Consider the following 13,584-nt stretch of genomic DNA (forward strand, 5'->3'; position numbering starts at 1 on the left):
AAGCCTGGCATCCGACATTTGACCCAGCAGCAGCCACGCCTCCAGCCCCACCCTTGAAGGCTGGGGCTCACACCCGCGCCAACACCGGCCCGAGCGCCACCCCCGTGTGGGTGCCCAGGCGAACCAGGGCTTCGGGCGTGGCAGCGGCCACGATGCGGCCACCCGCGTTGCCGCCTTCCGGTCCCAGATCAATCACCCAGTCGGCTTCGGCAATCACATCCAGGTCATGTTCAATCACGACCACGCTGTGGCCAGCATTCACCAAGCGGTGCAACACGCTGATGAGTTTGTCCACGTCGGCCATGTGAAGACCCACCGTAGGCTCGTCCAACACATACAGCGTATGGGGCGCCTTGTTGCCGCGCTTGCCCACTTCGTCGCGCACCTTGGTCAGCTCGGTCACCAGCTTGATGCGCTGGGCTTCGCCGCCACTGAGGGTGGGTGAGGGCTGACCCAGCGTGAGGTAACCCAGCCCCACATCTTTGAGCAACTGCAGCGGGTGCGCGATCGCCGGCATGCTGGCAAAAAAGTCCACCGCTTCGTCCACTTCCATCTGCAGCACATCGCCAATGCTTTTGCCACGCCAAGTCACGGCCAAGGTCTCGGGGTTGAAGCGCGCGCCGCGGCAGGTTTCGCAGTGCACTTTCACGTCGGGCAAAAAGCTCATCTCGATGGTGCGCATGCCCTGGCCTTCACAGCTGGGGCAGCGGCCTTCACCGGTGTTGAAGCTGAAGCGCCCGGCGGCATAACCCCGCGCTTTGGCCTCCAGCGTTTCGGCAAACAGCTTGCGCACCGTGTCCCAAAAGCCGATGTAGGTGGCAGGGCAGGAGCGCGGTGTTTTGCCAATCGGCGTTTGATCGACTTCAAGTACCCGGTCAATCGTCTCAAAGCCTTGCACGTCGCTGCACGCATTCAAGGCCACGCGCTGGCCGGCGTCTTGCGCGGTTCGGCCCGCCAAGGTGGAACGCTGGCTGACCAGCGCCTGCACATTGGCCAGCAGCACATCGCGGGCCAGGGTGGACTTGCCGGAACCGCTGACGCCCGTGACGGCCACCAAACGTTTGAGCGGCACTTGCACATCGACTTGGCGCAGGTTGTGCAGGTTGGCGCCGTTCAAAGTGAGCCACTGCAATTCAGGCGCAGGTGGTGCATCCGGCATGGATTGCCGCGTCGCTGCGCTCCTCGCAATGACGGACTTTTCGTCATCGCGAGCGGAGCGTGGCGAGGCATCCACCAACCTGCGCATCTGCATTGGATGCTTCATCGCGTGCAACAAATAGCGCCCGGTTTGTGAATCGGCAGAGGCCGTGATGTCGGCAACCGAGCCCTCAGCCACCAAGCGGCCACCGCGTTTGCCCGCGCTCGGGCCGATGTCGATGATGTGGTCGGCGCGGCGGATCGTGTCTTCGTCATGCTCCACCACCACCAGCGTATTGCCCTTGTCGCTCAGGCTCTGCAAGGCATTGAGCAAAATCCGGTTGTCTCGCGCGTGCAAGCCAATGGTCGGCTCATCCAGCACATAGCACACACCCTGCAAGTTGCTCCCCAACTGCGCGGCCAAGCGGATGCGCTGCGCCTCGCCGCCCGAGAGCGTGGGCGCGCCCCGATCCAGCGTGAGGTAACCCAGGCCCACTTCTTCCAAAAATTCCAAGCGGCTCTTGATCTCGGGCACCAGGTCACGGGCGATGTCGGCGTCACGGCCGGTGAGCTGCAACTTGTCAACCCAGTGCCGCACATCGGTGACGGACAGGCTGGCAATGTCGGTGATGCGCCAGCCTTGACCCGGCGCGGCGCCCAGACGCACCGCACGCGCCGTGGCGTTCAGGCGGGTGCCTTCGCAAGTGGGGCAGGCCACATGGGCCAAGTCTTCGATCTCGGGCTCTGCAAAGCTTTGCTCGCGGCCTTTGTTCTTGTCGTCTTGCACCGAATCGTCAAACACCAAGCGCTCGTCCTTGCTCAGCTTGACGCCCGTGCCCACGCAGTCGGGGCACCAGCCGTGTTTGCTGTTGTACGAGAACAAGCGCGGATCGAGTTCGGCATACGAGGTATCGCAAGCCGGGCAAGCCCGCAGGGTCGAGAACACGCGGTGCTGGCCAATGCGGGCGGTGGACTCGCCGCTGAACATGGCTTCGCGCAGACCGTCCAGATCGCTCAGCACATGCACCACGCCTTTGCCGTGCTCCAGGGTTTTGGTCAGGGCTTGGCGCAACGCGGTCTCGTTGGTGGGCAACACATCGAGGCTGGCCACAGGCAGCTCGATGTTGTGTTCTTTGAACCGGTCAATGCGCGGAAAACCTTGCGTGGGCAAAAAGTCGCCATCCACACGCAGGTGGGTGTAGCCACGCGGCCGCGCCCAATCGGCCAGTTCGGTGTAAACGCCTTTGCGGTTGACGACCAGCGGGGCCAGCAGGCCAATGTGCTGACCCCGGAACTGCGTCATCAACTGGGCGATGATGCTGTCGGGCGTTTGCGGCTGCACGGGGGTGTTGTCGTGCACGCAATGCTGGATGCCCAGCTTGACGTAAAGCAAACGCAAAAAGTGCCAGACCTCGGTGGTGGTGCCCACGGTGGATTTGCGCCCGCCACGCGACAGGCGCTGCTCAATCGCCACGGTGGGCGGAATGCCATACACCGCATCCACTTCGGGGCGGCCTGCGGGCTGCACGATGCTTCGGGCGTAGGCGTTCAGGCTTTCCAAATAGCGGCGCTGGCCTTCGTTGAACAGGATGTCAAACGCCAGCGTGGACTTGCCAGAACCACTCACGCCGGTGACCACGTTGAAGCTGCCACGCGGGATGTTGACGCTCAGGTTTTTGAGGTTGTGCTCTTTGGCATTGACGATCTGGATGTTGTTGTTCAAAACAGGCGCGCGGCGTTGCGGGGTCGAGCCCTTAACACCGCCCTGACTTCGAACGCTCGCGAGCGAGGCTGCGGTGTCAGAGGGTGACGATTTCGGTGTACCCCCGCCGTATGAGGAACCCGCTGACACCGCAGCCTCGCCCCCACGAGCGTACACATCCGCACTCAACCGCTCAGCCACACCCAACACCTCGCCCATCGACTCAGCGTACTCACGCAACGCCAAGCCCGTGTGCGACGTCGCATGCTGACGCACATCTTCCGGCGTGCCTTCGGCCACGATCAAGCCCCCGGCATAGCCACCCTCGGGGCCCAAATCGATCAGCCAGTCACTGGCACGGATCACATCCAGGTTGTGCTCGATGACGATGAGCGAGTGCCCCGCTTCAAGCAACTTGCGCAAAGCCCGCATGAGCTTGGCGATGTCGTCAAAGTGCAAACCGGTGGTCGGCTCGTCAAACAGAAACAAGGTGCCTTTGCGCGCCAGACTCTGGCGGCTCTTGGACGCACTCTTGGCGGCCTCGGCCAAAAAGCCCGCGAGCTTGAGGCGCTGCGCCTCACCGCCCGACAAGGTGGGCACAGGTTGGCCCAGCTTCACGTATTCCAGGCCCACGTCCACGATGGGCTGCAACGCGCGGATCACGTCGCGGTCTTGCGCGAACAAGGCGGCGGCTTCGCTCACCGTCAAGTCCAGCACATCGGCCACGTTCAGATGCCTGACACCAGACCCCACAGGGATGGACTGCCGCGCTGCGCTCGCAGTGACGTCGCTTGAAACCTGGCCGTCATCGCGAGCGAAGCGTGGCGATCCACCCAGAGCCTGGCGCTCGATGGTGATCTCCAGAATTTCAGGACGGTAACGCTTGCCGTCGCAGTCTGGGCAACGCAAATACACGTCGCTCAAGAACTGCATCTCAACATGCTCAAAGCCCGAGCCGCCGCAGGTGGGGCAGCGGCCGTCGCCGCCGTTGAAGCTGAACTTGCTCGCGGTGTAGCCGCGCTGGCGCGAGAGTGGTGCGGTGGCAAAAATCTCGCGGATCGCGTCCCACGCGCCCACATAACTCACCGGGTTGGAACGGGCGGTTTTGCCGATCGGCGACTGGTCGACAAACACCACATCGCTCAGGTGATCTGCGCCCAACAGGCGGTCGTGCGCGCCGGGTGTTTCGGTGGCTTTGCCAAAGTGACGCATGAGCGCCGGGGCCAGCACGTCTTGTATCAAGCTTGACTTGCCCGAACCGCTCACGCCGGTGATGGTGACCAAGCGCTGCAGCGGGAAGTCCACACTGATGTTTTGCAGGTTGTGCTCGCGTGCGCCTTCCAAAATCAAACGCGGCGTGCTGTCGCTCACCATGCGCTTGAAGCCCAGGCCCACTTGTTTGCGCCCGCCCAAGTACGCGCCCGTGAGCGTGTCGGCATTGCGCAGGTCGGCGGTGGTGCCGTCAAACACGATTTGCCCACCGCGCTCGCCGGGGCCCGGCCCCATGTCGATCATGCGGTCGGCAGCCATCATCACGGCCGGGTCGTGCTCGACCACCACCAGGGTGTTGCCCGCGTCACGCAGGCGGTGCATGGCCAAGGTGATGCGGTGCATGTCACGCGGGTGCAGTCCGATGCTGGGCTCGTCGAGCACGAACAGGGTGTTGACGAGGCTGGTGCCGAGAGCGGTGGTGAGGTTGATGCGCTGGACTTCGCCGCCGCTGAGTGTGCGGCTTTGGCGGTCGAGGGTGAGGTAGCCAATGCCCACGTCGCACAGGTATTTGAGGCGGGTGGTGATTTCTTCCAGCAGCAACTGCAGGGCTTTTTGTTCGGCGCTTGGGCCTTTTGTTGTGCCCTGTGCTGTTGCCTCTGTGGTTTCTGCGGAGGTTCGGTCTGCATCAGAGCGGGGGGCGGGCTCCTCATGAGGCGGGGGTACGCCAAAATCGTCGCCCGCCCCCCGCTCTGACGCAGACCTTGTGGTGGATCGATCGTCCTGTGCCTTCTCTGTCTTTGTCGCTGCCTCTGTCTCTGTCGATGCCTGTGCTGCTGCTTGTGCACCCGCCCCTACGGCTTCGCCCGGGGATGGGCTGGGCGACGATTTCGGTGTACCCCCGCCGTATGAGGAGCCCAGCCCATCCCCGGCCGAAGCCTCCCCTGCCATGCCCACGGCAGCCTGCCCCAAATGACCTGAAGCCGACAACCGGTCAAAGAACAATCGCAACCGATCGAGCGGCATGATCATCATGTCGTGCAGGCTCAAACCCGGCAACGACTCCAACTGCGCCCGCGACCACTTCACCCCCGCTGGCATGAAACGCTTTTCCACTGGCAAAACCCCATCCGCATCCGAGTGGCTGCCGATGCGCCAGAGCAAACTCTCGGTCTTCAAACGAGCCCCTTGGCAGGTTGGGCACTCGGTATAACTGCGGTACTTGGACAAGAGCACCCGGATGTGCATCTTGTAGGCCTTGCTCTCCAGGTACTCAAAAAAGCGCTTCACGCCATACCACTGGTGGTTCCAGCGGCCCTTCCACTCGGGTGAACCGTTGATCACCCAATCTTGCTGCGCCTTCGTCAGTTTGTCCCAAGGCGTGTCACGCGGAATGCCGGCGGCCTCGGCGTGGCGCATCAGGTCGTCTTGGTTTTCTTGCCAAGCCGGTGTTTGCAGCGTCTTGATGGCCCCAGCCCGCAGCGTGAGCTTGGGGTTGGGAATGACCAAGCCGTAATCGACCCCGATCACCCGCCCAAAACCCCGGCAGGTTTCACACGCGCCCACTGCGGAGTTGAACGAAAACATCGACGGGATCGGGTCGGTGTAACGCTGGTCGCTGTCTGGGCAATGCAGGCCAGTTGAAAAGCGCCAGATGTCGAAGCCGCTGGCCGGCTCAGAGATGGATGGCCGCGCTTCGCTCGCCATGACAAGACCCGCGTCCATGGGTAGCTGCGCCTCGCTCGCCACGACAAAACCAGCATCTATGGATGACCGCGCTTCGCTCTCCAAAACAAAACCAGCGTCATCGCGAGGCACGAAGCGATCCATGGATGAAGGGACACTGCTCGCCACAGCGGAGGGCAAATTGGGATCTGACCCCGATTTCTCCACGTACACATTCAGGCGGCCACCGCGTTTGAGGGCCACTTCGATGGCTTCGACCACGCGGGCTTTTTCGGCGTTGCCGATGCGAAAGCGATCGGCGATCACGTCCAGCACCTTGCGTGGTCCGGTGGGTGTGGCCACTTCGCGTTCAGCCTGCACCTTGGTGAAGCCGCTGGCGGACAGCCACTGCTCAACCTGCTCGGCGCTGGTGTTGGCGGGCAGCTCGACCGGGAAGGTCAGGTACAGGCGCGGGTCGCCCGCTTGCGCGGCACGCTGGGCCAGTTCGGCGTAAATCGTGTCGGGGTTGTCGTGGCGCACCGGCTGCGCGGTGTCTTTGTCAAACAACTGACCCAGGCGGGCGAACAACAACTTCAGGTGGTCGTTCAGCTCGGTCATGGTGCCCACGGTGGAGCGTGAGCTGCGCACCGGGTTGGTCTGGTCAATCGCAATCGCCGGGGGCACGCCTTCGACCTTGTCCACTGCCGGTTTGTCCATGCGGTCCAAAAACTGGCGGGCGTAGGCGCTGAAGGTCTCCACATAACGGCGCTGGCCTTCGGCGTACAGCGTGTCAAACACCAGACTCGACTTGCCCGAGCCGCTGGGCCCGGTGACCACCGTCAGCTCACCCGTGCGGATGTCCAGATCGATGTTTTTGAGGTTGTGCTGACGGGCACCACGGATACGGATGAGACCTTGGGACATGGACGGGCTTTATGGGGTGGAGGCCAAACATTCTAGGGCCGCACCCCTTGTCCCTCGGGGATGCTGCGCTTGCCCCTTTTTCTTGACCGGGATCAGGAAAAACACGGGCCCGTGTGGCCTGGCGCACGCGGCGTCTGCCACAATGAAATTCGGTCATCACCCCCGAAAGAACGGATTTAGCGCATGTCATCCTCACCCACCGACTGCTCGGACAGCCTGGCCCAACACCGCGTTTGGGGTTTGCTCAGCGCTTCGGCCCGGCAAGACCTGTTGACACAAAGTGAAGTGCTGGATTTGCACGCAGGCGATCGGCTGGCCCATGCGGGCCAATGGCGTGCCCATTTGTGGCTGATTTTGCAGGGCCGTGTGGACCTGGACGACCCGGAACTGGCGCGCACCCACACGCTGCTGTCGGGCGAGTTTTTTGGTGCTGGCGTGACGCCTTGGACGCTGCAACAAAGCTGCCACGTGACCTGCACCCAAGACACCCGCTTGCTGCAAGTGCCCGAGGCCTGCCTGAAAGCCCTGCTGGCCCGCGAACCAGCGCTCACCCCCTTCTTGCCTATACCCCTGGATGGCCGACAGCCTGGCGCCCCAGCGACTGCAACCGCACCCAGCAACGACACCAACTTGCTCAGCATGCGCTTGCAAGACTTGATCAAGCACCCGCCCATCACCTTGCCGCCTCAGGCCAGCGTGCTGGAGGTGGCCCGCACCATGCGCGAGCGCGGTGTTTCCTCGGTCATGTTGGTCGAGCAGGGCCACCTGTTCGGCCTGGTCACCGACCGCGACTTGCGCAACCAGGTGGTGGCCGAAGGGCTGGACCTGTCGCGCCCGGCCGCCGACATCGCCACCCTCGCACCCTTGACGCTGGACCAGCGCAGCCCCGCTTTTGAGGCCCTGCTGCTGATGACACGGCACAACATCCACCATGTGCCCATCATGGACGGCCATCGCATCGCCGGCATGGTGACCGCCACCGACCTGACCCAGCAGCAAAGCACCTCGGCGGTGTATTTGGCAGGCGACATCCACCAGCAAAATAGGCTGGACGGGTTGGTGGCCATCAGCCAACGTGTCAAAGCCCTGCAACAAAACCTGAGCGCAGCGCACACCAGCGCCTACAACACCGGCCACGTCATCACCACCATCACCGACGCGCTGACCAGCCGCCTGATTCACCTGGCCGAAGCCGAACTCGGCCCGCCGCCAGTGGACTATGTGTGGGTGGCAGCCGGCTCACAAGGGCGTTGCGAGCAAACCGCCAAGTCGGACCAAGACAACTGCATGGTGCTCCATGACGCCTACGACCCGGCCCAACACGGCGACTATTTCAAGGCCCTGGCCCGCCGCGTGTGTGATGGCTTGGCCGCTTGCGGCTACATCCACTGCCCGGGCGAGATGATGGCCATGACCGACCAGTGGCGTCAGCCGCTGCATGTTTGGCGGCAGTATTTTGAGAAGTGGACGCACACCCCAGACCCCAAGGCCTTGATGCTGGTGACGGTGTTTTTTGACCTGCGTGCTGTACACGGCCAGCACGCACTGTTGCACAGCTTGCGCAGTGAAGTGCTGGCACAGACACCCAAGCAAAGCCTGTTTTTGGCGCATGTGGTGAACAACGCACAAAAGCAACGCCCGCCGCTCAACCTGTTTGGCCAGATCTCGCTGATCCGAGGCGGAGAACACGCGGGCACCGTGGACTTGAAACACCAGGCGATTGCGCCCATCGTGGACCTGGGGCGCATTTACGCGCTGGCTGCAGGCCTGCACGAGGTCAACACCAGCGACCGCATCGAGCAAGCCGCCCAAATGGGTGAGCTGTCGGAGCAAGGCTCACGCGACTTGCGCGACGCGCTGGAGTTCGTCTCCAGCCAGCGCATCACGCACCAGACCCAGCGCATGCAGCAAGGCCTGGAGCCCGACAACTACCTGCACCTGCAAGAGCTGTCGAACTTCGAGCGCGGCCACCTGCGCGATGCGTTTTCGGTCATCCAGTCGCTGCAAAACGTGCTGGGCCAGCGCTACCAGTCGGGGCGTTTTTAAGGCCCCGGTGGCTCAGTATTTCAAACGTGCGTAATAGGTTTTTTGCGCCGCTTCGCGGGCCTGGCCCAGGGTGTGGATGCCCATCTCGGCCAAGAGCGGAATCATGCGCAAAAACACCTCGGCCGTGACCATCGCGTCGCCCAAGGCGGTGTGCCGCCCCAACACGGTGATGTTCATGCGCTCGGCAATCGCCTCCAGGCGGTGCGACTCCTGGTTGGGGTGAACAACCGCCGACAGCAGCAAGGTGTCTAGCACCGGTTGGTCAAAGCGCAGGCCGGTGCTGGCCTCTTTGAGCTGCAAAAACTTCATGTCAAAAGCGGCGTTGTGCGCCACCAGCACCGTGTCGTGGGCATAGGCATGGAAAGTGGGCAGCACCTGCCCAATGCGCGGCTGGCCCTGCACCATGGCGGGGCTGATGCCATGGATCGGGATGGACGCAGCCGGAATGCTGCGGCCCGGGTCAATCAGCTGCTCAAACGCATCTTGGCGCAGCAAGCGGCCGTTGACGATGCGCGCGGCCCCGATCTGGAGGATCTCGTCGCCTTGAGAGGGGTTCAGGCCCGTGGTCTCGGTGTCGAACACCGTGTAGCTCAGGCTCTTGAGGGGGCGGTCGTCCAAGCTGTGGTGCGACTCCGACATCTGGAACAGGTCAAAGTCGTAGTACTCGGGGCGGCTGTCTTGGCTCAGCACATGCGCGGCCTCGATGCCTTCTTGCGCCCCGGCCCGGGGCAAGACCAATCGGAAGAAGGCCTGGTGGCGCGTGCGTTCGCGCTCGAACCACATCACGCCGCCGTGGCGGTCCATCACGTCGCGCACCGTCAAGGGGCTGCGGTCCTGCCCCAAGTGCATCGGGTCCAGCTCCCAGGTCATCACGGTTTCTGTGCTCATGGCCTGACCGGTCCAGACCAAATCCAGGTGCACCTTGTCAGCGGCCTGCGCCAGCCGCAGCTGCACAAAACGCAGCTCAAACTCGTCAAACAAACGGCTGGCCAGGTAGGTCAGCACCTGCAGCACCCCAAAGCTGTCCACCTTGAGCCAGACCTGCGAGTTCACCGTGTCCAGCACCACATCGGCCATGTCGCGCCCACAATGCGCGGCAATGCGCTGCTGCGCGGCCAGCACCAGGTCCGCGCCCAGCATGTCTTCAAGGGGCCAGCGGGTCTTGAGGGTTTCGGTGGAGCGGGCCACCAGGTCGGTGATGCGCTGGCCCATAGCACCCACTTCATCGCGCACCGCATGCAGGGATTTCTGCCGCCCCTCAGGGGGCAAATTGTCCAGAATCAACAGCTCAACGGACGACTGCACCTTGGCCAGCGATGCACGCGTAGCCTCGGCCAAACTCAGCAACCGTTGTTCCCGCTGGGAAGCCTCCTCGAAACTGTGGGTCACGTTGTCGAGTGTCAACACAAAGCCGTGGATGTCCACGCCACCCGGTTCGGCTCTGGTTTCAACGGCTTCGCCGGATCGAACCGGTGCCATGTGCACCCGCAACAACTGACCAGAGGTGGTGCTGGTCAGGAACTGTGTAGAAGGCTGACTGGCACCACGCGCCATGCGCTGACGCAGGTTTTCCAGCGCATGGGCCACCAAGGGCCGGTCAAGCACGGCATAAATCGACCGGCCAATGCCCACCCACTCTGCGCCGCCGGCCACGGAAGAAGCGCCCGACATCAGCTTGAAAGCCAAACGCGCGCGGTTGTTGAACAACACAATTCGGCCATCCAGGTTGCACACCACCACGCTCTGGTTCAGCTCGGACATCAGCGCGGCCAGGCGGTTGCGCTCTTGCTGGATGCTTTGGCTGGCCTGTTCCACTTGGGTTTGCACGTCGTCCCGCCAACGGTCACGCTCTGCTGCCAATGCATTGATGGCCTCGCCCAAGCGCTGCAGCGCGGGCGACTCCGCGCGGACATCGATCCTTTGGCTTCGCGCCGCAGCCTTGAGCAGCTGGACCCTTTCGAGCAAGCGGTCCGGGCCTTGTGCATATTGGCGATCGTGCCCACGCCAAAACCACACCGACAACCCCACCACGGGCAAGAGCGCCAGCAGCGCCACAGGCCAAACACCCGCCAGCAGGCTGCCCAGCTGCGCGGCCTGCTCAGGGGTCAGCACGGCCCACACCAGGCCGACGCCCAACACGGCCAAGACCAAAGCGACCACCACCGTCAGGGCTGATTGCAACTTCCAATTCATGCCGAAGCACCATCCGCTGATGGGGGCAGCCCAAGGATTGGCATCAGTAGTTGGACTTGGAAGACGCGCCCTTGCGGGTTTTGGTCTTTGGCCCCAGTCCATGGGCCTGACGGCTCAGGGCAAATGAGCCAAACACCTTGAGCCAGATCGTCACACCCGCGAACATGAGCCTGTCGTCGCGGCTCAAGATCAAGCCATCCAGGTCCCAGTTCACATCCCCCAACATCCACAACAGAGGCAACAACGAAGACACCAGCACGCCAATCAACACAATGGCAGGCACAAAGTTGATCACAAACTCGTAGGGTGCATAGTGCTCGGCGTTCGTGGGTGGCATGCCTTTTTTAAGGGCCACCTCTGAAAAATCACGCTTGATCAAAATTCGATACGAGCGCCTGACCCAAAAAAAGGAGATTGGGAACAGGGCCAGTAAAAAGAACCAATCAAAAATCGGCACTTGAATCAACACTTCCATGGCATTTCCCTCGTTTAGTGACGTATTGTCACTCATCAAAAAAGCCCCGTCAGCTGCCTGACGGGGCTTTTGCATTTCAGATCAATGCGGCTTTTACCGCACTGAGTGAAGCGTGATCTCAGTGACCAGCGGCGGCAGAACCCGCACCCTTGGGCACGCGAACCGACTCCACCAATTCCTGGATGTGCTGTGGCACAGGTGCCGACATCTTGCTGACCAAGTAAGCGACAGCGAAGTTCACGATCGCGCCCACGGTGCCAAAGGCTTCGGGGGTGATGGTGAAGAACGCGTTGGCGCCACCGATCAGATCCAGGTAGGCGGTGCCCTTGATGAAGAAGATGCCTTTGTGTGCGAACACATAGAACAGCGTCACAGCCAAACCAGCCAACATACCGGCGCTGGCGCCTTTGTCGGAGATGGTCTTGCTGAAAATACCCATCATCAACGCAGGGAAGATGGTGGAAGCTGCAATACCGAAGGCCAAGGCCACGGTACCGGCCGCAAAGCCAGGTGGGTTCAGACCCAACCAGCCCGCCACGAAAATGGCAGCAGCCATGGCGATCTTCCCGGCCATGAGTTCGCCTTTTTCGCTGATGTTGGGGTTGATAGCACCCTTGATCAGGTCGTGCGACACGGCCGACGAGATGGCCAAGAGCAAGCCCGCAGCAGTCGACAGCGCAGCAGCCAAACCACCGGCGGCCACCAAAGCGATCACCCAGTTGGGCAGCAAGGCGATTTCGGGGTTGGCCAACACGATGATGTCGGCGTTCACGCTCAACTCGTTGCCCTTCCAGCCAGCGGCGTCGGCCTTGGCTTTCACGGCTTCGTTCTTGGTGGCAGAGTTGTAGTACTGGATGCGGCCGTCGCCGTTCTTGTCTTCAAACTTCAGCAGACCGGTTTTTTCCCAGCGCTTCATCCAGTCAGGACGGGCTTCGTACTTCAAGCTGGCGTCAGCAGCGTACAAGTCACCACCGGTCACAGCGGCTGTGTTCACAGTGGCGTGCAGGTTGAACTTGGCCATGGCGCCCACCGCAGGAGCCGTGGTGTACAGCAAAGCGATGAAAACCAAAGCCCAGCCAGCGGATGCGCGGGCATCAGCGACCTTGGGCACGGTGAAGAAGCGAACGATCACGTGGGGCAGACCCGCGGTACCGATCATCAAGGACACGGTGTACACGAACATGTTCAGCTTGGAGCCTGCGGCCGTGGTGGTGTACTGGTTGAAGCCCAGATCGGTCACCACTTGGTCGAGCTTGGACAACAAGGACACGTCGGTGCCGATGAAGTCAGAGCCCAAGCCCAGCTGAGGGAATGGGTTGCCGGTCAGGTTCAAGGAGATGAAGAAGGCAGGCACCAAGTAAGCCGAGATCAGCACGCAGTACTGAGCCACTTGGGTGTAGGTGATGCCCTTCATGCCGCCGAACACCGCGTAAGCAAACACAATGGCCATGCCGATGTAGATGCCTTGCTCGCTGGTCACGCCCAAGAAACGAGCGAAGGTCACGCCCACGCCGGTCATTTGGCCAATGATGTAGGTCAGCGAAGCGACCAACAAGCACAGCACGGCGATGTTACGGGCGGTCTTCGAGTAGAAGCGGTCGCCAATGAACTCGGGCACGGTGAACTTGCCGAACTTGCGCAGGTACGGTGCGAGCAACATGGCCAGCAACACGTAACCGCCGGTCCAGCCCATCAAGAACACGGCGCCGCCGTAGCCCATGTTGGAGATCAGACCGGCCATGGAGATGAACGAAGCAGCCGACATCCAGTCAGCGGCCGTGGCCATACCGTTGGTGATGGGGTGAACACCGCCGCCAGCAACGTAAAACTCGGACGTGCTGCCCGCGCGTGCCCAGAAGGCGATGCCGAGGTAGAGCGCAAAGCTCAAACCCACGAACAGATAAATGGTGGTTTGGAGTTCCATGTTGGTCTTCCTTTTAGTCTTCTTGCATGCCGAATTGACGATCGATCTCGCCCATCTTCTTGGCGTACCAGAAGATCAAAGCGATAAAGATGTAAATCGAGCCTTGTTGAGCAAACCAGAAACCCAGGGGATAACCGCCGAGTTGGATGCTGTTGAGTGCGGGTGCGAACAAGATGCCTGCGCCATACGAACACAGGAACCAGATGACCAAAACCTTGGTCAGCAAGCCCAGCGTCGCCGACCAGTAGGCCTTTGCGTTGCTATCAGTTGTCATGAAAGTCATCTCCTAATGTGATGCTTATGTGATTT

General features: G+C 61.9%; 6 protein-coding genes. 1 reads left to right on the plus strand and 5 read right to left on the minus strand.

The annotated features are described in order from the left end of the window. Nucleotides 1–67 precede the first annotated feature (67 nt). Entirely contained in the window at nt 68–6,637 is a 6,570-nt protein-coding gene (locus B9Z50_RS15925) for an excinuclease ABC subunit UvrA (protein WP_108365739.1), read from the minus strand. A 183-nt stretch (nt 6,638–6,820) separates the two neighbouring features. Between B9Z50_RS15925 and B9Z50_RS15930 the strand changes: the two genes are divergently transcribed. After that, nucleotides 6,821–8,683: a DUF294 nucleotidyltransferase-like domain-containing protein gene (locus B9Z50_RS15930; protein ID WP_108365740.1), complete on the plus strand. Its 1,863-nt coding sequence runs from the start codon at nt 6,821–6,823 to the stop codon at nt 8,681–8,683. Between the two features lie 12 nt (nt 8,684–8,695). Here B9Z50_RS15930 and B9Z50_RS15935 read toward each other — a convergent pair whose 3' ends face one another. The 4 genes from B9Z50_RS15935 to B9Z50_RS15950 form a co-directional block, all read right to left on the minus strand. Next, complete coding sequence (locus B9Z50_RS15935; RefSeq protein ID WP_108365741.1) at nt 8,696–10,876, minus strand: exonuclease domain-containing protein; 2,181 nt, start codon at nt 10,874–10,876, stop codon at nt 8,696–8,698. A 43-nt stretch (nt 10,877–10,919) separates the two neighbouring features. Further along, a complete protein-coding gene (locus tag B9Z50_RS15940; protein WP_108365823.1) occupies nt 10,920–11,351 on the minus strand; it encodes a hypothetical protein in 432 nt (143 codons plus the stop codon). Nucleotides 11,352–11,469: 118 nt separating this feature from the next. Continuing rightward, the gene (locus B9Z50_RS15945; RefSeq protein WP_108365742.1) at nt 11,470–13,275 is read right to left on the minus strand and encodes a sodium:solute symporter family protein; all 1,806 of its coding nucleotides are present in this window, start codon (nt 13,273–13,275) and stop codon (nt 11,470–11,472) included. A 13-nt stretch (nt 13,276–13,288) separates the two neighbouring features. Next, nucleotides 13,289–13,549, minus strand: a complete 261-nt coding sequence (locus tag B9Z50_RS15950) for a DUF4212 domain-containing protein (protein WP_108365743.1) — start codon at nt 13,547–13,549, stop codon at nt 13,289–13,291. Nucleotides 13,550–13,584 lie beyond the last annotated feature (35 nt).

This window comes from Limnohabitans sp. Bal53, assembly GCF_003063355.1.
In the GTDB taxonomy this organism is placed as follows: Bacteria; Pseudomonadota; Gammaproteobacteria; order Burkholderiales; family Burkholderiaceae_C; genus Limnohabitans_A.

Bases quoted from the DNA above. Each gene is read 5' to 3' on its own strand.
- B9Z50_RS15925 (WP_108365739.1), bottom strand. From the start codon at position 6,637: ATGTCCCAAGGTCTCATCCGTATCCGTGGTGCCCGTCAGCACAACCTC.
- B9Z50_RS15930 (WP_108365740.1), top strand. From the start codon at position 6,821: ATGTCATCCTCACCCACCGACTGCTCGGACAGCCTGGCCCAACACCGC.
- B9Z50_RS15935 (WP_108365741.1), bottom strand. From the start codon at position 10,876: ATGAATTGGAAGTTGCAATCAGCCCTGACGGTGGTGGTCGCTTTGGTC.
- B9Z50_RS15940 (WP_108365823.1), bottom strand. From the start codon at position 11,351: ATGGAAGTGTTGATTCAAGTGCCGATTTTTGATTGGTTCTTTTTACTG.
- B9Z50_RS15945 (WP_108365742.1), bottom strand. From the start codon at position 13,275: ATGGAACTCCAAACCACCATTTATCTGTTCGTGGGTTTGAGCTTTGCG.
- B9Z50_RS15950 (WP_108365743.1), bottom strand. From the start codon at position 13,549: ATGACAACTGATAGCAACGCAAAGGCCTACTGGTCGGCGACGCTGGGC.